This window comes from Pseudomonas corrugata, assembly GCF_050920615.1.
GTDB lineage: Bacteria > Pseudomonadota > Gammaproteobacteria > Pseudomonadales > Pseudomonadaceae > Aquipseudomonas > Aquipseudomonas corrugata.
Map to the genome: position 1 here is coordinate 4206104 of NZ_CP130434.1, position 21643 is coordinate 4227746.

Consider the following 21643-nt stretch of genomic DNA (forward strand, 5'->3'; position numbering starts at 1 on the left):
ATGACTCATTTTTCGAGATTGCGCATTATACTGCCCAACTTCGGACGCATTGTGCGTCCCTCTCCAGTGGCGCGCAAGGTCATGGCATCGGTGAACTCTCCTCAAACTTCCTCCCGCTTTCTGCGGCTCAGCAAGGCCGAGTGCGTGCTGGTGCTGATCACCATGATCTGGGGCGGGACTTTCCTGCTGGTGCAGCACGCCATGACCGTCAGCGGGCCGATGTTTTTCGTCGGCTTGCGCTTCGCCGCCGCAGCGGCGTTTGTCGCGCTGTTCTCCTGGCGCCATCTACGGGACCTGACCCTGTTCGAACTCAAGGCCGGCTGCTTCATCGGCGTGGCGATCATGCTCGGCTATGGTTTGCAGACGGTCGGCCTGCAAACCATCCCCAGCAGCCAGTCGGCGTTCATCACCGCGCTCTACGTACCCTTCGTGCCGCTGTTGCAATGGCTGGTGCTGGGCCGTCGGCCGGGCTTGATGCCAAGCATTGGCATCATGCTGGCGTTCACCGGGCTGATGCTGCTGTCAGGCCCCGCCGGCGCATCGCTGAACTTCAGCTCCGGCGAAATCGCCACGTTGATCAGCGCCATCGCGATTGCCGCCGAAATCATCCTGATCAGCACCTATGCCGGCCAGGTCGATGTTCGCCGGGTGACCGTGGTGCAATTGGCAAGCACGGCAGTGCTGGCGTTCCTGATGGTGGTACCGACCCAGGAAACGATCCCGGGATTCTCCTGGCTGCTGCTGTCCAGCGCCGTGGGCCTGGGGGCCGCCAGCGCGGCGATCCAGGTGGCGATGAACTGGGCGCAGAAAAGCGTCTCGCCGACCCGCGCCACGCTGATCTACGCCGGTGAACCGGTATGGGCCGGCATCGCCGGACGCCTGGCGGGCGAGCGGTTGCCGGGGATTGCCTTGCTCGGCGCGGCATTGATCGTGGCGGCGGTGATTGTCAGTGAACTGAAGACCCGGAATAAAACTGCCGTCGAGGCGGATAACGTGCTGGAGGGTGAAGGTTGAGGTCCGCCACTGAAACAACGCAAAGCAGGAAAAATCTGCCTATCTTGTAGGATTCTGCGACACCCTCGCGGTTGGTGATCGGGGACACGCCACGTATGATCCCTCACTATCTCCCGCCGAATAGAAGCCTATGTCACTGATAGTTCTATTGCTTTTGCCCTTCATCGGCAGCGGCGTCGCGGCGCTGCTGCCGCATAACGCCCGTAACGCCGAATCGCTGCTGGCAGGCCTCGTCGCCCTGGTCGGCACCGTTCAGGTGGCCTTGCTTTACCCGCAGATCGTCGACGGCGGCGTGATCCGTGAAGAATATTTCTGGCTGCCGAGCCTGGGCTTGAACTTCGTGCTGCGCCTGGACGGGTTTGCCTGGTTGTTTTCGTTGCTGGTGCTGGGCATCGGTACGTTGGTGTCGTTGTACGCCCGCTATTACATGTCACCGGAAGATCCGGTGCCGCGTTTCTTCGCGTTCTTCCTGGCATTCATGGGGGCCATGCTCGGGCTGGTGATCTCCGGCAACCTGATCCAGATGGTGTTTTTCTGGGAACTGACCAGCCTGTTCTCGTTCCTGCTGATCGGCTACTGGCATCACCGCGCCGATGCCCGGCGCGGCGCCTACATGGCCCTGATGGTGACCGGGGCCGGCGGGCTGTGCCTGTTGGCCGGAGTGTTGCTGCTCGGCCATGTGGTGGGCAGCTATGAACTGGACAAGGTCCTGGCGGCGGGCGACCTGATCCGGGCCCATGCCCTCTATCCCATCCTGCTGCCGCTGATCCTGATTGGCGCCCTGAGCAAAAGTGCCCAGTTCCCGTTCCATTTCTGGCTGCCCCACGCCATGGCCGCGCCCACGCCGGTCTCGGCCTATCTGCACTCGGCGACCATGGTCAAGGCCGGGGTGTTCCTGCTGGCACGGTTGTGGCCGTCGCTGTCGGGCAGTGAACAATGGTTCTACATCGTCGGCGGTGCGGGAGCCTGTACGCTGCTGCTGGGTGCCTACTGCGCGATGTTCCAGAATGACCTCAAGGGATTGCTGGCCTATTCCACCATCAGCCACCTGGGATTGATCACCCTGCTGCTGGGCCTGAACAGCCCGTTGGCGGCCGTGGCCGCGGTGTTCCACATTCTCAACCACGCCACCTTCAAGGCCTCGCTGTTCATGGCCGCCGGGATCATCGACCATGAAAGCGGCACCCGGGACATTCGCAAGCTCAGCGGCCTGGTGCGGCTGATTCCCTTCACGGCGACGCTGGCAATGGTCGCCAGCGCGGCGATGGCCGGGGTGCCGCTGCTCAACGGCTTCCTTTCCAAGGAAATGTTCTTCGCCGAAACGGTGTTCATTTCCGCCACCGCCTGGGTCGAGCTGGCGCTGCCGATCATCGCCACCATCGCCGGGACCTTCAGCGTCGCCTACTCCTTGCGCTTCACGGTGGACGTGTTCTTCGGCCCCGCGGCCACCGACCTGCCCCATACCCCCCACGAACCACCGCGCTGGATGCGCGCGCCGGTAGAGTTGCTGGTGTTCACCTGCCTGCTGGTGGGGATCTTCCCGGCCCAGGTGGTCGGCTCCTTGCTGGCGGCGGCCGCGCTGCCGGTCGTGGGCGGCAGCCTGCCCGAATATAGCCTGGCAATCTGGCATGGCCTCAATGCGCCAATGATCATGAGCCTGGTGGCAATGTCCGGCGGCGTCGTGTTGTACCTGCTGCTGCGCAAGCAATTCAAGCGCGGGCAGATCACCCGCACGCCGCTCATTGGCCGGTTCAGCGGCAAGCGACTGTTCGAGCGCAGCCTGGTGCTGATGATGCGCCAGGGCCGGCGACTGGAACGACTCATCAGCACTCGGCGCCTCCAGGCCCAGTTGTTCCTGCTGGTGCTGGCTGCGTTGCTGGCCGGGCTGATCCCGATGCTGCACAGCTCACTGGCCTGGGGCGACCGGCCGAAGATCCCCGGTTCCATCGTCTTCGTCATCCTTTGGCTGCTGGCCATCGCCTGTGCCCTGGGCGCGGCGTGGCAGGCCAAGTATCACCGTCTCGCGGCCCTGACCATGGTCAGCGTCTGCGGCCTGATGACCTGCGTGACCTTCGTCTGGTTCTCCGCCCCCGACCTGGCCCTGACGCAACTGGTGGTGGAAGTGGTGACCACGGTGCTGATCCTGTTGGGCCTGCGCTGGCTGCCGCGGCGGATCGAGGACGCATCACCCCGGCCCAACAGCGAACGGCGCGCGCGTATCCGTCGCCTGCGGGATTTGCTGTTGTCCGGCGCAGTGGGCGGCGGCATGGCGCTGTTGTCCTATGCGATGCTGACGCGCCAGACGCCCAACGACATCTCGTCGTTCTACCTCAGCCGGGCCTTGCCCGAAGGCGGCGGCAGCAACGTAGTGAACGTGATGCTGGTGGATTTCCGCGGCTTCGACACCCTGGGGGAAATCACCGTGCTGGTGGCAGTGGCCCTGGCCGTGTTTGCCCTGCTGCGACGTTTCCGGCCACCTAAGGAAAGCATGCAATTGCCGGCGCAGCAGCGCCTGCTGGCGCCGGACGTGGTCACCGACCTGGTCAATCCGCGGCATGCCAGCGATACCGCATTGGGCTTCATGATGGTGCCGTCGGTGTTGGTGCGCCTGCTGTTGCCGATTGCCCTGGTGGTGTCGTTCTACCTGTTCATGCGCGGCCACAACCAGCCGGGTGGCGGCTTCGTTGCCGGCCTGGTGATGTCGGTGGCGTTCATCCTGCAGTACATGGTGGCCGGTACCCAGTGGGTTGAGGCGCAAATGAGCCTGCGTCCACTGCGCTGGATGGGTACCGGATTGCTGTTCGCAACGGCGACAGGCCTGGGCGCTATGGCCGTGGGCTATCCGTTCCTCACCACCCACACCTGGCATTTGAAGTGGCCACTGCTGGGTGACGTTCACCTGGCCAGCGCACTGTTCTTCGATATCGGCGTGTACGCCGTGGTGGTTGGCTCGACGCTACTGATCCTCACCGCACTGGCGCACCAGTCGGTGCGGGCCCACAAGCCGGCCCTGCTGTCCAAAACCGCCGCCCCCCTCAAAGGAGCCACCTCCTGATGGAAGAAGTCATCGCTATAGCAATCGGCGTCCTGACCGCCTCCGGCGTCTGGCTGGTGCTGCGGCCGCGGACCTTCCAGGTAGTCATGGGCCTGTGCCTGCTGTCCTACGGCGTCAATCTGTTCATCTTCAGCATGGGCAGCCTGTTCATCGGCAAGGAGCCGATCATCAAGGACCGCGTGCCCCAGGACCTGCTGCACTACACCGACCCCCTGCCCCAGGCCCTGGTGCTGACCGCCATCGTCATCAGCTTCGCCATGACCGCGTTGTTCCTGGTGGTATTGCTGGCCTCCCGGGGCCTGACCGGTACCGACCACGTGGACGGCCGGGAGCCCAGGGAATGATGCTGACGCCTCACCTGATCGCCGCGCCTATTCTCCTGCCATTGCTCACCGCCGCGTTGATGCTGATGCTGGGGGAAAAGCACCGCGCGCTCAAGGCACGGATCAATCTGTTCTCCAGCCTGCTGGGCCTGGGCATCGCGGTGCTGTTGCTGTACTGGACCCAGGACCAGGCCCTGCCCGCCTCCATCGGCGTGTACCTGCCGGGCAACTGGCAGGCACCGTTCGGCATCGTCCTGGTGGTGGACCGCCTGTCGGCGCTGATGCTGGTGCTGACCGGCATCATCGGCGTCAGCGCCCTGCTGTTCGCCATGGCCCGCTGGCATGGCGCTGGGGCCAGCTTCCATGCCTTGTTCCAGATCCAGCTGATGGGCCTCTATGGCGCCTTCCTCACCGGGGACCTGTTCAACCTGTTCGTGTTTTTCGAGGTATTGCTGGCCGCCTCCTACGGCTTGCTGCTGCATGGCTCGGGCCGGGCACGGGTGTCGTCGGGTTTGCACTACATCTCGATCAACCTGCTGGCCTCCTCGCTGTTCCTGATCGGCGCGGCGCTGATCTATGGCGTCACCGGCACCTTGAACATGGCCGACCTGGCGCTGAAAGTGCCTCTGGTGCCGGAAGCCGACCGCGGCCTGCTGCATGCGGGGGCGGCGATTCTCGCCGTGGCGTTTCTGGCCAAGGCCGGCATGTGGCCACTGAACTTCTGGCTGGTGCCGGCCTATAGCGCCGCCAGTGCCCCCGTAGCAGCGCTGTTCGCAATCATGACCAAGGTAGGCATCTATACGATATTGCGCTTGTGGACCTTGCTGTTCTCCGGCCAGGCCGGCGCTTCAGCGTATTTCGGCGGCGACTGGCTGATCTACGGTGGCATGGCGACCATCGTCTGCGCGGCCATCGCCATTCTGGCGGCCCAGCGCCTGGAGCGCATCGCCAGTCTGAGCATCCTGGTATCGGCCGGCATTCTGTTGTCGGCTATCGGCTTCGCGCAGCCGAACCTGGTGGGCGCTGCGCTGTTCTATCTGGTGAGTTCGACCCTGGCGCTGTGCGCACTCTTCCTGCTGGCCGAATTGATCGAGCGCTCGCGTTCGGCCAATGAGCTGTCGCTGGAGGACGACCTCGACACCTTGCCGCGACCGCTGGAGTCCCTGCAACCGCCCAAGGGCACCAACCTTGATGACGAGCAAAAAGCCGTGGTCGGGCAAGTGATTCCCTGGACCATGGCCTTCCTCGGCCTGAGTTTCATTGCCTGTGCGCTGCTGATTGTCGGCATGCCGCCATTATCGGGATTCATCGGCAAGCTGGGTCTGTTGAACGCCCTGCTCAATCCCCACGGGCTCGGAGTCGACGCCGGCCAGCCGGTGTCGCCTCAGGCCTGGGGGCTGCTGGCGCTGCTGATCCTGTCCGGGCTGGCCTCGTTGATCGCTTTCTCACGCCTGGGCATCCAGCGCTTCTGGACGCCGCAAGAGCGACCCTCGCCCCTGCTGCGGCCGTTCGAGTGCCTGCCGATCATTGCACTGCTCGGCCTGGGAATCGCGCTGACGTTCAAGGCCGAACCCCTGCTGCGCTACACCCGGGACGCCGCCAATGCGTTGAACACCCCCGAGCACTATGTGATGTCGGTGCTCGGCACCCGCAGTGTCCCCAGCCCTGATGCCCTCAGTGCAATGCCGGAGGTGCGACCATGAAACGCCTGTTTCCCGCGCCATGGCTGTCCCTGGCACTCTGGGCGCTGTGGCTGCTGTTGAACCTGTCCCTCAGCGCCGGGCACCTGCTGCTGGGGGCGGCGCTGGGCTTCCTCGCACCGCTGATGATGCGCCCGCTGCGGCCACGCCCCATTCGTATCCGACGCCCCGGGGCGGTGCTGCGGCTGTGCCTGCGGGTGGGACGCGATGTGCTGGTGTCAAACCTGGCGGTGGCCTGGGGCGTGCTGAATGCCGGGCGGCACCCGCCTCGCTCGCGGTTCGTCAAGGTGCCGCTGGACCTGCACGACGCCAATGGCCTGGCGGCATTGTCGATGATCACCACAGTGATTCCCGGAACAGTCTGGTCGGAACTGGCCCTGGATCGCCGTATCCTGCTGATGCATGTGTTCGATCTGGAAGACGAAGCGTCGTTCATCGCGCATTTCAAGGCCACTTATGAGCGACCGCTGATGGAGATTTTCGAATGAGTCCGTTGCTGTCCAATGCGATTTTGCTGAGTCTGTTCCTGTTTTCTCTGGCGATGGTGCTGACCCTGTTGCGGCTGTTCAAGGGGCCATCGGCGCAAGACCGGGTCCTGGCCCTGGATTACCTGTACATCGTTGCGATGCTGATGATGCTGGTGCTGGGCATTCGCTACGCCAGTGACACCTACTTCGAGGCGGCGCTGCTGATCGCCCTCTTCGGCTTTGTCGGCTCTTTTGCCCTGGCCAAGTTCCTGCTGCGTGGCGAGGTGATCGAATGACCGGGCACTTGTCGATGTGGATCGAGATCCCGGTGTCGGTCCTGCTGGTACTCGGCAGCCTGTTCGCCCTGGTCGGGGCGATCGGCCTGGTGCGGTTGAAGGATTATTTCCAACGCATGCATCCACCGGCCCTGGCCTCGACGCTGGGAGCCTGGTGCGTGGCGCTGGCCTCGATCATTTATTTCTCGGCGCTCAAGTCCGGGCCGGTGCTGCATGCCTGGCTGATACCGATCCTGCTGTCGATCACCGTACCGGTGACCACCCTGTTGCTGGCCCGGGCGGCGTTGTTCCGCAAGCGAATGGCCGGGGATGATGTACCGGTGGAGGTGAGTAGCCGACGTCAGTGAAGGATCAGACGGTGCAAACCTGTGGGAGCATAGCTTGCTCCCACAAAATCTCCTGGGCACAACGGTGATGCTGTGTTTCAGGCCCAGGCCACCGCCAACAAGCCGGCACCCAGCACAACGCACAACGGGGAATAGACCCAGGTGTCGAGCCGGGCGAAGGTCGACTCCTTGAACTCCTTGAAGAAGCCCACCAGGTTCGACTCGCCAATGGCCCGGGCGAACATCAGCAAGGCAATCGCACTGATCAGCCACTGCAGCGCTCGATGGGTGACAGGCGGCGCCAACAGGCCGCCTCGCAGGCTCACCAGCACGGCTATGAACAGCAGCGCCAGGGCCACCAACAGGGTCAACCAGCCTGAGGGGTCGAACGCCGGTCGCAGGATATCCCCCTGCTTGACCGGAACCTGGGGTACCACCGCCTGGGCCGCCCAGCGTCCACCCAAGGCCCAGTACAAATGAATCAAACTGATGGTCGCAAACACAGCGACCAGCGTTCGTGCCAATAAAAGCGTCATTCGCCAGCCTCCTGGAACAGGTTGAACAATCATCCTAGCTCGAATTTGGCATTTCGCAGGACGAGCACAGATTGCCCGCTTCCAGCGGATGACACATTGCTCGGGATCAAGTGTTCAAACCGGTCCTGGTGGTCTGTACGGTCAGGTTGAGTGCTCGAGTCTGCCATACGGGCCACTAGAGGCCCGCAGAGACCTTGTCCGCCACTTCGCTGGGCAGCCAGGCCTGCCACACCTGGGGATGGGCCTTGAGGAAAGCCTCGGCAGCCTCGCGGGGCGGCGTACGCTTTTCGCTCATCTCGGCCAGGGCCTTGTTCAGCGGATCGATCGGCAGGTCGACCTTGCTGAAGAATTCGGCAATGTCCGGATGCTGTTTCTGGAACGGCGCCGAAACGCCGATCGACAGCTTCGACGCCAGCGAGCGGGTCGGCCTGGGGTTGGGATTGTCGGCGTCGGTCAGGGTTTTCCAGGCCTCGGCATCGAAGGGCGGCTCTTGCAGTTGCACCAGTTTGAATCGCCCGAGTAGCGGCGTGGGTGACCAGTAATAGAACAGGATCGGTTTGCCGCGGCGAATCGACGAGGTGATTTCCGCGTCCAGCGCCGCCCCGGAGCCACTGCGGAAATTCACATAGCTGTCGGTCAGGCCATACGCCTTGAGCTTCTGCTTGTTGACGACCTCGGATGTCCAGCCGATGGGGCTGTTGAGGAAGCGCCCCTTGTCGGGACTCTCCGGATCCTTGAACACATGCTTGTAGCGCGCCAGGTCGCTGACGCTGCGAAGGTCCGGCGCCAGCGGTTTGATGCCCTTGGCGGGATCGCCCTTGATCACGTATTCCGGCACCCACCAACCTTCCGTCGCGCCCTTGACCGTATCGCCCAGGGCGATCACCTTGCCTTCGGCTTCGGCCTTGACCCACACCGGACTGCGACCGGCCCACTCTTCGCCGATGACCTGTATGTCGTTATTGGCCAGCGCGGTTTCCAGGGTGATGGTGGTACCCGGCAAGGTGTCGGTTTTCAGGCCGTAGCCTTTTTCGACGATGATCCGCAGGATATCGGTGATCAGGCTGCCGCTTTCCCAGTTCAGGTCGGCGAAGTGGATCGGTGCTGAAGCAGCCGATGCGGGAAATGATGAAGCCAATACAGCGCAGGTGGCCCAGGCAGCCAGCCACTGTCGAACGCGTTTCATGCGATGTTCCTCATACCAGACAGCAATAGCTGAACGGTCCTGCGTAACCGAACGCAAGTCCCTGAATAACTCAGTCAACTGACTTTAGCCGAGGTTCCAGCAAAACGGTCGCCGCCTGGGTGCGAACCGCAACTGTGAGTGCAAGCCTGCTCGCGAAGCGGCTTGTCAGTCTGCGAAGAAAGCCGGTAATCCATCATTTCGGCAAACGGCCAACTGCAGGCCCCCGACTCGACTTCCCCGGGTATCACTCGCTGGCCTTGAAGGTCACCAGTTCGCCCTTGCGCCATTTCGCGGCTTTGGCGGTGACTGCCTTGAGGATCTTGGTCAAACCTTCTTGCAGTTGTTCGTTCGCCGCATACACCGTCACCACGCTGTGGCCTTCCTTGAACAGAATGGCCTGACCGCCCGGGGTCGTTACAAATGCATAGTCCCCAATTCCATAGACCGTCAGCTTGATTTCGCGAAACCTGATCTCAAACTTTCCCCCCTCGCGACTTGGCAATACCGCCGCGCGAAAATGGTCGCCCACCTTGAGCTCCAGCCGGGGCTTGTCATCGACCACAAGGGCCGACTCGGCGTCGATTTCGGCGACGTAGATACCTTCGGCGGTCTGCTCGGTGATGTAGACGAAACGTGACTGGAACAATTTGACCAGTTTCGCCCGAAGATCACCCAGTACAAATAACGCATGCGTGTCGAGATTACTTACTGCCAAGGAAACATCCCCATCTTTGAAAACGGCCCGTTCCGCAGAAAGGACGGACCACGAGAACCCGTGCCGACTGTAGTGTGGCAATGGACCTGTAACTGAAATTCGAAGTGAACGGCGCACCCTGTCCCGGGGCGAGAGAAGACTAAAGGATTGTCACTCTCGCCGTCTTTTCCAGGAGGTCGTCAGAAGCTGAAGGAAATAGCCACTCTGAGCATCGGAAAAGGTGGGACTACTAACTTTAGGGAAAATTCTCACTTAAAAAAGCATTTTTCTGACATCGAGCCTAAAAAAAATTGCTTTAGATAGGCGCAACCGTCCACTCAGCGCTGTTGATTCTAGAGCAGCCGGAGGTGCGGAGACTACTTGAAATACCTGCCAATTCGTCGGTAAACCATAGAAAAGGACTTCACATGGGCACTTTCACAACCTTTACCAACCCCATCACACCTCGCATCGTCAACCGCTATGACGCCTTTGACGGGATCGACTACCTGCCGGTTTCGTTGATTCAACCGCGTTATCGGGTCGTCCTGGCCGGCAAATGTTTTTTCCATATTGAAGAAACATCGACTGGACGTGTGAGAGGTTTCCGCACTGATCATAACGAAGCCTGCTACCTGGCCAGGCATCTCGAGAGAAATGCCGGAACACAGCAATAATCGAACTCCTGACGCTCGCTTGCCTCAGATAGAGGGACGCAACCGAAGCGCCATGACGGCGCATGCCCAAAGGAGAACCCCCATGGAACAGCCTTCCCACGAACTCAAGACCCTGTTCGATCAGCTGGGCCTGTCCTCGGACGACAAAGCCATCGACAGCTTCATCGCGGCACACCCTCTGGACCCGGAGACAAAACTGGTAGAAGCCGATTTCTGGTCGGATCAGCAGAAGGACCTGCTACGGGAATGGCTGCTCGCCGATGGCGAAGAAGCGGTGTTGGTGGATCAATTGAACGTGCGTCTGCACGACGGCAAATAGCGGTTCAAGGCATCCGGGCTTGCTCGCGATGGCGGTGGCACTTCCCGGTATCGATGCAAGCTGGTCCACCGCTATCGCGAGCAGGCTCGCTCCCACAGTGGCCTTCGGTGGCCGCAAGATCCGCGAACACCACAAATCCCCTGTGGGAGCGAGCCTGCTCGCGATCAGCGGTGAGCCTGCTCTATCCAAATGGAAACCTATCGCGGCTTCTCGGGCTTATAGCCCAACCGCAACCCACCCCAGTGCCGGCCCTTGATCATGATGGGCACGGACAGGTCATGCATCAGCTCGCCCGTGTCGCGGGTATAGGTCTGCAACAGCACCGGCTGCTGGTGGCTGCCACATCGAATCCCTGTGCGATCGGAGAACTTGCGCTTGGTACGGTTGTTCAGCGTGTCGACGGCTGGATCTCCGGTCAACGGCTGGCTGAAGACTTTGTTGTGGGTTGGCACGTACCCCTGTTGGGTGCAGGCAATCGCAAACACCAGCCCCTCATGCCGAGCAAGCAAAGGCTCCTGGATGGCCGGCAGGACCTGGTCGGTATAACGGTCGAAACGGGTCTGGAACTTGGCTGGATGAGTATCGGGAATGGCTTGGTAGTTACGATCGAACAGATCCTCCAGGCTGATACGTCCTTGATCGACATCCGCCTCGAATTGCGCGGCGATCTGGCTCGCGCCTTCACGGGCCAGGTCATAGACCCGCTGGTGATAATCGTCGAGCCCCACCTCGGCCAGGCGCTCGCTGATGGTTTCCGCCTGGCCCTCCATCTGCACAGCCGCCTCGGCCAGGCGTTGGGTCTGCTGGTCGCTGATGGACAGATCGCTGCGCATCTGCTCGATGGCGTGGAACAAGCTGTCGAGTTGTTCTCGGTTGGTGTCGGTGCCCTGGGCAATGGAACTGACCTGGGTTTCGACACCTGCGGCGAGCCGGGCAATGTTCTCAAGGTGCTGGCCCGTGTGCTCGACCTGCTGCACACCGCTGTCCAGATCTGCGGCCAACTGACGAATCTGTTCAACCACCTGGGTGGTGCGCTGCTGGATGTCGGCCACCATGACCCCAACTTCACCGGTCGCTGCAGCCGTGCGGCCCGCCAGGCCACGGACTTCATCGGCAACCACGGCGAACCCGCGGCCATGCTCCCCGGCCCGTGCCGCCTCGATGGCCGCGTTCAGCGCCAGCAGGTTGGTCTGGCTGGCAATCGACTGAATCACCAGGCTGACCCGCTGGATCTCGTCGCTGCGCACGCTCAAAGCCTCGATCAACTCGCGGCTGTCGTTTGCCCGCTGGCTGAGCTGGTGCATGCGGCTGATGGACTCCACCAGTTCGCTGCGCCCGGCAACGCTGCTGCGATGGGCTTCGCTGGCAGCGCCCAGGGCTTGCTGGCTGAGTTGGGAAGTGGCCTGTTCGGTGACGATCATCGCCTCTGCATTGCTGACGATCTGCGCTGCCGCATCGAGTTGTGACTGGACTTTGCCGGCCAGTTGCCTGACCGAATAGGCGACGCCGGCGGCCGACAACGCGTTATGACTGGTGGTGTAGGACAGGTCACGGGTCAGCTCGGCCAGTGAGCCGGAATTCGACAAGGGCTCGGGCGCGGTGACCAGGCGCGAGCGCAGGCGCGGCAACCAGACGATCAGCATCGCCAGGGGCAGGCCCAGGTATAGCGACCAGCCTCCCAGCACCATGCCGCACAAGAGCAAGGTCAGGGCAAGACTCTGCAAGGTCGGCGTAAGCCAGCGCGCCGTGCTTTTTGTAGCCGATACCGAGGCAGGCACCGCCGCCAGAGATCCGTCTGTCGCCATGTTCGTCACCACACTTCTCGTTGTTATGCCAGCATTAAACGCCACTACAGAGCCATTATCCATGGTCCATTAGTCGCGTTCTTGCAGCAGATCAACGCAGGTGTGATGAGTTTCGAGGGCTGTTACCCGGCCTGGCGGGAGCAAGCGCCCTCGTCACAAGGTCTGTACAGCCTTCGGTATCTCGAATGGCAGGTAGCGATCAGGCCTGACGCTGGTGCTTGTCGATCTGCTCGTGACGTTCCTGGGCTTCGATGCAGTACTTGGTGGTCGGGCTGATCAGCAGGCGCTTGAGGCCGATCGGCTCGCCGCTGTCGTCGCACCAGCCGAAGCTTTCATCGTTGATGCGATCCAGGGCCTGCTCCAGCTGGGGCAGCATGCGCTGGTCACGATCGATGGCGTTGACCAGCCAAGTGCGCTCTTCTTCTACGGAAGCAGCGTCGGCCGGGTCAGCCGGGGAGTCCAGGCTCTCAATGGCGATTCGGTTCTGTTCGATGCGCTCGTGGGTTTCGACTTTCATGTTCTGCAACAGCTTGGTGAAGAAAGCCAGCTGCTCGGCGTTCATGTAGTCATCCGCCGGCATGGCCAGCAACTTTTCCTTTGTCATTGATATCTCTATAAAAAAACGTGCATTAAGGCGAATTATGGAGCGTCCCGCAGCGCAGCTGCCACGCTCGTCAGGAAGGCGCCGTCTATTCCAAGCGCCACCCGGCACTCAATTTACGAGGGGCGGCAGTCTAAGGCCGAGTCGAGGCCTCAGCAACCGAAAACATGGGAAAATGTCCGACAACCCCTTCAAATGTTCTCTGACAGGCTTCTGGCGATCATCGGAGTGCGTTTATAACAAGAAATTCGCTGCGATGGCTGTATTAAGAAGACAAATGGCAACGCCACGCGGATCAGGCGTGGCGCTTTGTCGCAGCACGGTGATCGTTAACGCTTGAGCTTGCGCTTGTTGCGGTACTGATCGATGACCACCGCTACCACAATGATCAGCCCCTTGATGATGTCCTGGATGTACGCATCGACGCCGACGAATGTGAAGCCGCTGGCCATGACGCCGAGGATCAGCGCCCCGATCACCGTCCCGGTGATGCGCCCCACTCCACCGGCCAGGCTGGTGCCGCCGATCACCGCCGCGGCAATCGCGTCCAGCTCATAGGACATGCCCATGCCGGCCTGCCCGGTCGCGGCCCGCGCCGAGGCCACCACCCCGGCAAGCCCCGCCAGCAACCCGGCGATGCTGTAGACGATGACCAGATGCCGCTTGACGTTGATTCCCGAGGTACGCGCCGCCTGCATGTTGCCGCCGATGGCGTAGGTGTATTTGCCGTACTTGGTGTAGCGCAGGGCGATATGGAAAATCATCGCCACCACCAGGAAGATGACCACCGGCATCGCGCCATGACCGATGGCAGTGTAGGAATCCGACAACATGCTCACCGGCTGGCCTTCGGTGTAGTAACGCGCCAGGCCACGGGCCGACACCATCATGCCGAGCGTGGCAATAAAAGGCGGGATACCGGTGATAGCGATGATGCTGCCGTTGATTGCTCCGGCCAGCAGCCCCACGCCCAACCCCGCCACCACCGGTATCCATACCGGTAGATCGGTAAGGGAAGGAAACACGGCACGGGCAAAATCCGAGGTCTGGGCCAGGCTGGCGGCGATCATGGCCGACAACGCCAGCACGGAACCGGACGACAGGTCGATACCGGTGGTAATGATGACCTGGGTCACACCTATGGCCAGCAGACCAATAATCGACACTTGCAGGATCATCAGAACCAAGCGTTGGGAATTCATCAGGAAACTCTGGTCGCGCATGATCCAGCCGAACAACTCGAACACCAGGCCAATGCCGATCAGCACCAGGAAGATACTCAGCTCCGTCGGCAGCCGCCGACGTGTCCTGGCCGGTGCGGCCGCGGGTTTGTTTTCCAGTATTGCGTTCATTGCCATCCACCTTTTTATCAGTTGCGAGGGACCTTGCCCCCCGCTCGGGCACGATGCGGCCCTGTGTTTGGGTCTGCCGCGCCCGAGGCGTCGGACCGGCCCAGCGGGAGCAAGCTCCCTCGCCACGGGCTTATCGCTCGGCTTTGCGACCTCAGGACAGCCCCGAGGCCAGCTGCATGACCCGCTCCTGGGTCGCTTCGCTCCGGTCGAGGGTGCCCATCAGGTCACCTTCGTGCATCACCAGGACCCGGTCGCTCATGCCCAGCACTTCCGGCAGTTCGGAGGAGATCATGATGACCGCCATGCCCTCGCCGGCGAGGTAGGCAATGAGCCGGTAAATCTCGGCCTTGGCCCCAACATCGATGCCACGGGTCGGCTCGTCGAGGATCAGGATCCGCGGGTTGGTCATCAGCCAGCGGGCCAGCAGCGCCTTCTGTTGATTGCCACCGGACAGGGTGTCGATGCATTGCTCCAGGGACGGGGTCTTGACCCGCAGCTTCTTGCACATGTCTTCGCACAGCGCGCGCAAGGCCTTCTGCTGGATGAAGCCGTTGCCGACGTAATGGGGCAGCACGGCCATTTCCATGTTTTCCAACACCGACAGGCAGGGGAACAGTCCACTGAGCTTGCGATCCTCGGTCAGCAAGGCGAAACCCTTCTCGATCGCCATGTGCGGATCGCTGATGCGCACCGGTTGGCCGTCCAGCAAAATCTCACCACCGGTACTGGGCGTGACGCCGAAAATCGCTTCGGCTACGTTGGTCCGTCCCGAGCCCATCAGCCCGGCGATGCCGAGAATCTCCCCGGCATGAAGATCGAAGGAGACCCCCTTGAAGATGCCATCCAGGCTCAGGTCGCGCACCGACAACACCAACTCGCCAATGGGTTTTTCCCGTTCCGGAAACAGCTGGCTCAATTCCCGGCCGACCATCATCGAAATCAGACTGTCGCCGTCCATGCTGTCGGCCCGCTGCAGACCGATGTAGTTGCCGTCGCGAAACACCGCCACTTCATCGGCGATGGCGAACACTTCGTTCATTTTATGGGTGATATAGATGATGCCCTTACCCTGGGCCTTGAGGTCGGCAATGATCGAAAACAGGTGGGCAACTTCCGTTTCAGTGATGGCCGATGTCGGTTCGTCCATGATCAGGATGTCGGAGTCATAGGACACCGCCTTAGCGATTTCCACCATCTGCCGCTCGGCAATGCTCAGGTTGCCCACCTGCTCCTCGGGGTCGAGGTTGATCCGCAGGCGCTCCAGCAACCTGGCGGTGCAACGGTGCATCTCCCCGTGGTCGATCATGTGCAGGCCATTGAGCTGCTCGCGACCGATCCAGATGTTTTCGGCGATGCTCATGTGAGGCATCAGGTTCAGTTCCTGATGGATCATCGCAATGCCGGCCTGCAACGCCGCCAGGGGCGTGTCGAATGTGATCGGTTTGCCCCTCAGGCGCAGTTCACCGGCGTCCGGCTGGTAGATGCCGGCGATGATCTTCATCAGGGTGGATTTACCCGCGCCGTTTTCGCCCATCAAGGCCAGGACTGAACCGGGGCGTACCCGCAACTGCACGTCGGACAAGGCCACCACGCCGGGAAATCCCTTGCTGACATTGACGACTTCCAGCAGATACGGTTCGTCAGGTAGTACGCCCGGCGGGACATTCATTGCCGGGGCGCTCGAAGCTATCGCTGAGGCAAACATGGTCAGGTACTCCCTCGGCAAGGTCGGCGTGGCGTCCTTGCCTGCTTATTGTTGTGGTCGGACCGCTGGTGCGTGGAACGTTACTTGAACTGGTCGACGTTTTCCGGCGTGATCAGCCGATATGGCACCCACACGGATTGCTCCACCGGCTGCTTCTTGATCATCTTCACCGCCGTGTCGATCGAACCGTCGGCCTGGCCCTTGGCATCCTGGAACACCGAGACCGCCATGTCGCCCTTCTTCACGGCGTTCAGGCCATCCGGCGTGCCGTCGACCCCGGCAATCAGTACGCTGCCCTTCTCCTTGCCGGCACCTTTGAGCGCCATGGACGCGCCGATGGCCATCTCGTCGTTGTTCGCCACCACGGCGTTGAACTCACGCCCCTGGGTCAGCCAGTCGTTGACCAGAGTCATGCCCTTGTCTCTGGACCAGGTACCAGTCTGTTCCTGTTCGATCTTGATGTTCGGGTATTTGGCGAGCACTTCCTTGACGCCCTTGGTGCGGTTGGTGGTGGAGTTGTTGGCCAGGTCTCCCAACAGGATCACGATGTCGCCCTTGCCACCCATTTTGTCGGCCAGGTATTGCATCTGCATCCGGCCGGCTTCCAGGTCATCGGAGGCAACGGTCACCACGCCAGCCGGCAGCTTCAGGTCATCGGGACGACGGTTGACGTAGACCAGTGGAATGCCCGCGGCCACGGCGGCCTTGGTGATGCGCTGGGTCGCAGCGGTGTCCACCGGGTTGACGATGATCGCGTCGACCTTCTGACTGATGAAACTTTCAACCTGGCTCAGTTGCTTGACCACATCACTGCGTGCGTCTTCGAACTGCAGGCTGACGCCATCCGGCATGGACTTGGCTTTCTTGTCCATGGATTCACGCAAGTAAGTCAGCCAGGTGTCGTCGAACTGCGACATGCTGACCCCGATCTTCAGGTCCGCCAGGGCAGCGCCGCTGGCAAGCATCAACGACAGAGCCAACGAGGCGATACGGGTCTTGGTCTTCATGAACGGTCTTTCTCCACATTCTTGTTGGTTTTATGGATAAGGCGTGTCGGAACTCAGGAACGGGGCAAACGCACGATGGGCGCACCGGGCATGCAACACACCACGGCGCCGTTGCGCTGGATGCACAGGGATTCGAACAGCGGAAGGGCTGCGGACAAGCGCAGCAGACGTGACAGGTGAAACGCAGAGCGGCTGAAGGTTTTCATCGACGGTACCTGGCTGTGTTTCTTGTTTTTGTTGAGTCCGCCGCTTGTTTAAGAAGCCGGTGCACAAGCGGGAACAGGATGTCGGTAACCTGGAAAAGACTTTATTGGAAAATTTTTTCCATATCAACAAATTTTAGAATTTTATTCGTTTTTTGTTCCATGGCCGATGGGCGTGGCTAACACCACCACTTCATGGCGTTCCGCGCTCTGCCGGGCAGCGTCCAGCAGACGGGTAGTCGCCAGTGCATCACGGGGTTGGACTGGCAGCGGGCCAGCTCCCTGCAATGCGATTTGCAGGCGCTGATAGAACTCAATCCAGCAACCTCGCTCCGACGTCACCCGCTCACGCTCGGCGCCGTGCTCGAACCAGCCCCAGCGTCGATGCTCTTCGGTCCCCCAGCGCTCGCCCTCCGTCGCCGGGCTCAAACCGGCCAGAGCCTGGGCTTCCTGCCCGTCCAGGCCCTCGACGGTATAACACCCCTCGGAACCACTGACCCGGAACCGTGGGCGCGGCGCGTTCTGCAGGCAGCTGCCATTCAAGTGCGACACCACGCCGTTGGCATGGGTCAGGGAGATAAAGAAGCCATTGTCGAAAACCTGACCTGGCTGCCGATAGTCCAGTTCGGCGTAGATCCGCACCACCGGCCCGAACAGCTGCAACGCCTGGTCCACCAGATGACTGCCCAGGTCACGCAGGAATCCGCCACCGCTGCCCTTGCCCACCGATGTCGGCGAATAACGCTCGACACTGGACTCGAACCGCAGGACCTGTCCCAGGACACCGGACGCCAACAATTTACGCACGGTCAGGAAGTCCGAGTCCCAGCGCCGGTTCTGGTACACACACAGCGGCACGTTGCGTCGCTCGGCAGCCAGCACCATCGCCTCGGCCTGCGCGGCATCAGCGGCGAACGGTTTGTCGCTGACCACCGCCACGCCCCGCTCGATGGCCTCCATTACCACGGCCGGGCGACCGTCCAGCGGTGTGGAAACCACCACCGCGTCGACGCCGACCGCCACCAGTTGCTCCAGTGTGTCGAAAGCCTGGACATCGGGATGTTCGGTCGCCAGTTGTTGGCGGCGCTCGGCGGACCGGGTCACCACACCCACGAACGTCGCCCCCGGCAAACTGCTGATCAGCGGCGCATGAAAAAACCGTCCACCCTTGCCGTAGCCCACCAGTCCGATTCGCATGAAAGCTCCTTATAGATCGTTGAGTGGACGCGCTCGTTGTGGGAGCCGAGCTTGCTCGCGATAGCGTCGGATCAGATGGCATCGATGCTGACTGAACTACCGCCATCGCGAGCAAGCTCGGCTCCCACAGGGACAACCATCAACCGTAGAATGATGTCGCCTGACACACCGTCTTCGCGAGCAAGCCCGCTCCCACAGGAACCACCATCAGCCGTAGAAACGCGGGCGCTCGGGCAGTTGCACCTTGACGATCTGCCCACTGCCCTGCGCCTCGATGCAGGCATCCGCCGCCACCGCCGCCGCGAAACCATCCCACGCCGAAGGGCCGCCCACCTGCCCGGCGCGAACGCCGTCGATAAAGGCCTGCAACTCGACGTCATAGGCGGCGATGAAGCGATCCTTCCAGTCCATCAGGATGGCATTGGACAGCTTGGCGCCGCTGCGCAACTGTACCTGGGACGGTTCCGGCAACTTGGCGATGCCGGTCTCCCCCACCACCTCGCATTGGATGTCATAGCCGTACTGGCAGTTGACGAACACTTCCACGTCGATGCGCGTGCCCCTGGCGGTTTCCAGCAGGACGATCTGGGGATCGCGCAGGTGGGCCAGGGCCTTGCTGGTCTTGCGGGGGAAGACCACTTGCACCGACACGTAGTCGTCCGCCAGCAGCCAACGCAACACGTCCAACTCATGGATCAAGGTGTCGGTGATCGCCATGTCAGTCTTGTAGTTCTCACCCACGCTGGGGTTGCGGTGGGCACAATGCAGCATCAGGGGTTCGCCGATCTGGCCGCTGTCGATCACCGCCTTGAGCGCCCGATAGCCTTCATCGTACGGACGCATGAAGCCGACCTGCACCAGTCGCTTGCCATGGACCACCTCGGCCTCGACGATCCGGCGGCAGCCTTGTGCAGTGACCGCCAAGGGCTTCTCACAGAACACCGGTTTGCCGGCAGCAATCGCCGCCAGCACGAACTCCTCATGACTAGGTCCCCAGGACGTGACCAGGATCGCTTCGACCTCCGGTGCCTTGATCAATGCGTGTCCATCGGGATAGACCTCGGCGGTCAGCTTCAGGTCGGCCACCACTTTCGCCGCCTGGGCCAGATTGATGTCGGTCACCGCCACCACCTGGCTGTTGAGCAAGGTCTGGCTGCAACGACGGATATGGTCCTGGCCGATGGCCCCGGTGCCAATGACGCCCAGCTTCAAAGACATGTAGAACTCCTTATGTAGGGTTGGGGCAAATCAGTACTGACGGGCCTGGGCCAGTCGTTCATTGAGGGCCTTGGCGACCGCATTGGTCCGGGCGCTGGTGGAGACTTGCGCCACACCGACCCGCCACCACGACAGGTAGCCGTGGATCATGGTCTTGGGCAGGACTTTGATATCGATCAGGGTCGAGACCGTTTGCAGTCGTGCGTCCGCCAGGGCCGCGAGCAGTTCGTCGAGGGTCTTCACCTTGTAGGTCTTGCAGCCGTAGGCCGCCGCGCTCATGGCGAAATCCACCGGCACGAAGCCGCCGTCGAGCTTGCCGGTGTCGGGGTTGCGAAAGCGGAACTCGGTGCCGAAACTGTCCATGCCGTTCCCCATCTGCAAGTTGTTGATGCAGCCGAAGGTCATGTTGTCCAGCAGCACCACGTTGATCTTGCGCCGCTCCTGGATCGAGGTCGCCAGCTCCGAATGCAGCATCATGTAGGAGCCGTCACCCACCAGGGCGTACACCTCTTTATCAGGCTCGGCGAGTTTCACCCCCAGCGCCGCATTCACCTCGTACCCCATGCAGGAATAGCCGTATTCGAGGTGGTAGGTATTCACGCCCTTGCTGCGCCAACTGCGCTGCAGGTCACCGGGCAGGCTGCCGGCGGCGGCGACGATGATCGCGTCATCCGCCAAGGCCTCGTTGAGCGTGCCCAATACCCGACTCTGGGTCAGGCAGGAGCCGGTAAGCTCGATGAACTCGCGAAACACTGCCGGGTCCATGCCGTCATCGATTTCCGGGACGAACCCCTCGACCTGATAATCGGCCTGGTAGACCCGGTCCACCTCAGCCTCCAGTTGCCCCTTGGCATCGGCAATCCGCCCGCCCCATTCGGCACGATAATCCCCCATGGCGGCGGACAGCGCGTCCAGCCCCGCGCGGGCATCGGCCAGCAGTTGCACGCCGTCGAGTTTCAGTGCGTCGCATGGGCTGATATTGAGGTTGAGGAATTGCACATCCGGATGCTGGAACAACCATTTGGAGCCGGTGGTGAAGTCGCTGTAGCGAGTACCGATGCCGATGATCAGGTCCGCTTCCTTGGCCAGCAGATTCGCCGCCAGGCAACCGGTTTCGCCAACACCGCCGACGTTCAGCGGATGGCTGGAGACCACCGCGCTCTTGCCGGCCTGGGTCTCGGCAAAAGGAATGTCGAAGCGTTCGGCAAAGGCTTGCAATGCGCGGTTGGCGCCGGCGTACTTTACTCCACCGCCACAGATGATCAGCGGCTGGCGCTTGCCCTTGAGCAGGGCCAGGGCGTCCTCGAGCATTGCCTCGGTGGCCGGACGGCGGTCGATGCGATGCACGCGTCTTGCCAGGAAGTAGTCCGGGTAGTCATAGGCTTCGGCTTGCACATCCTGAGGCAACGCCAGGGTCACCGCGCCGGTTTCGGCCGGATCGGTGAGCACGCGCATAGCGTGGATCGCGGCGCTCATCAACTGTTCGGGACGGTTGATCCGGTCCCAGTATTTGCTCACTGCCTTGAACGCATCGTTGGTGCTGATGCTCAGGTCGTGGAACTGCTCGATCTGCTGCAACACCGGGTCCGGTTGACGACTGGCGTAGACATCGCCGGGCAACAGCAGCAATGGAATGCGATTGGCCGTCGCCGTGGCCGCCGCCGTCAACATGTTCGCGGCGCCAGGACCGACCGATGAAGTGCAGGCGTAGATCTTGCGGCGCAGGTTCTGTTTGGCGAAGCCAATGGCGGCGTGGGCCATGCCCTGCTCGTTGCGGCCTTGATGGACCACCAGGTCGCCGCTGTCCTGCTCTAGCGCCTGGCCCAGGCCCAGCACATTGCCATGGCCGAAAATGGTAAAGACTCCGGCGACGAACTTGCTCTGGACACCGTCGACCTCGACGTACTGGTTATCGAGGAATTTCACCAGGGCCTGGGCCATGGTCAGTCGTGTTGTGGACAT

General features: G+C 61.8%; 21 protein-coding genes. 9 read left to right on the forward strand and 12 right to left on the reverse strand.

Going from position 1 to position 21643, the window contains the following annotated elements:
* From QZH45_RS18235 to QZH45_RS18265, 7 genes are all read left to right on the forward strand, one after another.
* Entirely contained in the window at positions 1-1014 is a 1014-nt protein-coding gene (locus tag QZH45_RS18235; RefSeq protein ID WP_080686267.1) for a DMT family transporter, read from the forward strand.
* Between the two features lie 130 nt (positions 1015-1144).
* Positions 1145-4069: a monovalent cation/H+ antiporter subunit A gene (locus QZH45_RS18240; protein WP_024780036.1), complete on the forward strand. Its 2925-nt coding sequence runs from the start codon at positions 1145-1147 to the stop codon at positions 4067-4069.
* The gene (locus QZH45_RS18245; RefSeq protein WP_024780037.1) at positions 4069-4413 is read left to right on the forward strand and encodes a Na+/H+ antiporter subunit C; all 345 of its coding nucleotides are present in this window, start codon (positions 4069-4071) and stop codon (positions 4411-4413) included. Before QZH45_RS18240 ends, QZH45_RS18245 begins: the two co-directional genes overlap by 1 nt.
* Positions 4410-6095 carry a monovalent cation/H+ antiporter subunit D gene (locus tag QZH45_RS18250; RefSeq protein ID WP_024780038.1) on the forward strand — a complete coding sequence of 562 codons (1686 nt, stop codon included), beginning with the start codon at positions 4410-4412 and terminating at the stop codon, positions 6093-6095. Before QZH45_RS18245 ends, QZH45_RS18250 begins: the two co-directional genes overlap by 4 nt.
* On the forward strand, positions 6092-6580 hold the full coding sequence (locus tag QZH45_RS18255; protein WP_024780039.1) for a Na+/H+ antiporter subunit E: 489 nt from the start codon (positions 6092-6094) through the stop codon (positions 6578-6580). Before QZH45_RS18250 ends, QZH45_RS18255 begins: the two co-directional genes overlap by 4 nt.
* A complete protein-coding gene (locus QZH45_RS18260; RefSeq protein ID WP_024780040.1) occupies positions 6577-6855 on the forward strand; it encodes a K+/H+ antiporter subunit F in 279 nt (92 codons plus the stop codon). Before QZH45_RS18255 ends, QZH45_RS18260 begins: the two co-directional genes overlap by 4 nt.
* Complete coding sequence (locus QZH45_RS18265) at positions 6852-7202, forward strand: Na+/H+ antiporter subunit G (protein WP_055135825.1); 351 nt, start codon at positions 6852-6854, stop codon at positions 7200-7202. Before QZH45_RS18260 ends, QZH45_RS18265 begins: the two co-directional genes overlap by 4 nt.
* 77 nt (positions 7203-7279) lie before the next feature.
* Here QZH45_RS18265 and QZH45_RS18270 read toward each other — a convergent pair whose 3' ends face one another.
* The 3 genes from QZH45_RS18270 to QZH45_RS18280 all read right to left on the reverse strand — a co-directional run bounded on the left by QZH45_RS18270 (position 7280) and on the right by QZH45_RS18280 (position 9618).
* A complete protein-coding gene (locus QZH45_RS18270) occupies positions 7280-7717 on the reverse strand; it encodes a DUF3995 domain-containing protein (RefSeq protein WP_024780042.1) in 438 nt (145 codons plus the stop codon).
* A gap of 175 nt (positions 7718-7892) precedes the next feature.
* Positions 7893-8903: an ABC transporter substrate-binding protein gene (locus QZH45_RS18275; protein ID WP_024780043.1), complete on the reverse strand. Its 1011-nt coding sequence runs from the start codon at positions 8901-8903 to the stop codon at positions 7893-7895.
* A 244-nt stretch (positions 8904-9147) separates the two neighbouring features.
* A complete protein-coding gene (locus QZH45_RS18280; protein ID WP_055135826.1) occupies positions 9148-9618 on the reverse strand; it encodes a hypothetical protein in 471 nt (156 codons plus the stop codon).
* Positions 9619-10025: 407 nt separating this feature from the next.
* On the opposite strand from QZH45_RS18280, the gene QZH45_RS18285 reads away from it, so the two are divergent.
* Together QZH45_RS18285 and QZH45_RS18290 are read left to right on the forward strand one after the other, a co-directional pair.
* On the forward strand, positions 10026-10274 hold the full coding sequence (locus tag QZH45_RS18285; RefSeq protein ID WP_152980118.1) for a hypothetical protein: 249 nt from the start codon (positions 10026-10028) through the stop codon (positions 10272-10274).
* Between the two features lie 82 nt (positions 10275-10356).
* Complete coding sequence (locus tag QZH45_RS18290; RefSeq protein ID WP_024780045.1) at positions 10357-10593, forward strand: DUF2789 family protein; 237 nt, start codon at positions 10357-10359, stop codon at positions 10591-10593.
* 197 nt (positions 10594-10790) lie between these two features.
* Here QZH45_RS18290 and QZH45_RS18295 read toward each other — a convergent pair whose 3' ends face one another.
* The 9 genes from QZH45_RS18295 to iolD form a co-directional block, all read right to left on the reverse strand.
* Positions 10791-12398 carry a methyl-accepting chemotaxis protein gene (locus QZH45_RS18295; protein ID WP_055136819.1) on the reverse strand — a complete coding sequence of 536 codons (1608 nt, stop codon included), beginning with the start codon at positions 12396-12398 and terminating at the stop codon, positions 10791-10793.
* Between the two features lie 199 nt (positions 12399-12597).
* Positions 12598-13002, reverse strand: coding sequence for a TraR/DksA family transcriptional regulator (locus QZH45_RS18300; protein WP_024780047.1), 405 nt, complete (start codon positions 13000-13002; stop codon positions 12598-12600).
* Between the two features lie 326 nt (positions 13003-13328).
* Positions 13329-14351, reverse strand: coding sequence for an ABC transporter permease (locus tag QZH45_RS18305; protein WP_024780048.1), 1023 nt, complete (start codon positions 14349-14351; stop codon positions 13329-13331).
* A 151-nt stretch (positions 14352-14502) separates the two neighbouring features.
* A complete protein-coding gene (locus tag QZH45_RS18310) occupies positions 14503-16056 on the reverse strand; it encodes a sugar ABC transporter ATP-binding protein (protein ID WP_053191076.1) in 1554 nt (517 codons plus the stop codon).
* An 80-nt stretch (positions 16057-16136) separates the two neighbouring features.
* A complete protein-coding gene (locus tag QZH45_RS18315; RefSeq protein ID WP_055135827.1) occupies positions 16137-17063 on the reverse strand; it encodes a sugar ABC transporter substrate-binding protein in 927 nt (308 codons plus the stop codon).
* Positions 17064-17116: 53 nt separating this feature from the next.
* On the reverse strand, positions 17117-17269 hold the full coding sequence (locus QZH45_RS18320) for a hypothetical protein (RefSeq protein WP_167355715.1): 153 nt from the start codon (positions 17267-17269) through the stop codon (positions 17117-17119).
* 141 nt (positions 17270-17410) lie between these two features.
* Positions 17411-18463, reverse strand: a complete 1053-nt coding sequence (locus tag QZH45_RS18325; RefSeq protein WP_069018273.1) for a Gfo/Idh/MocA family protein — start codon at positions 18461-18463, stop codon at positions 17411-17413.
* 207 nt (positions 18464-18670) lie between these two features.
* A complete protein-coding gene (locus QZH45_RS18330; protein WP_024780052.1) occupies positions 18671-19681 on the reverse strand; it encodes a Gfo/Idh/MocA family protein in 1011 nt (336 codons plus the stop codon).
* A gap of 30 nt (positions 19682-19711) precedes the next feature.
* On the reverse strand, positions 19712-21643 hold the full coding sequence (iolD, locus tag QZH45_RS18335) for a 3D-(3,5/4)-trihydroxycyclohexane-1,2-dione acylhydrolase (decyclizing) (RefSeq protein WP_024780053.1): 1932 nt from the start codon (positions 21641-21643) through the stop codon (positions 19712-19714).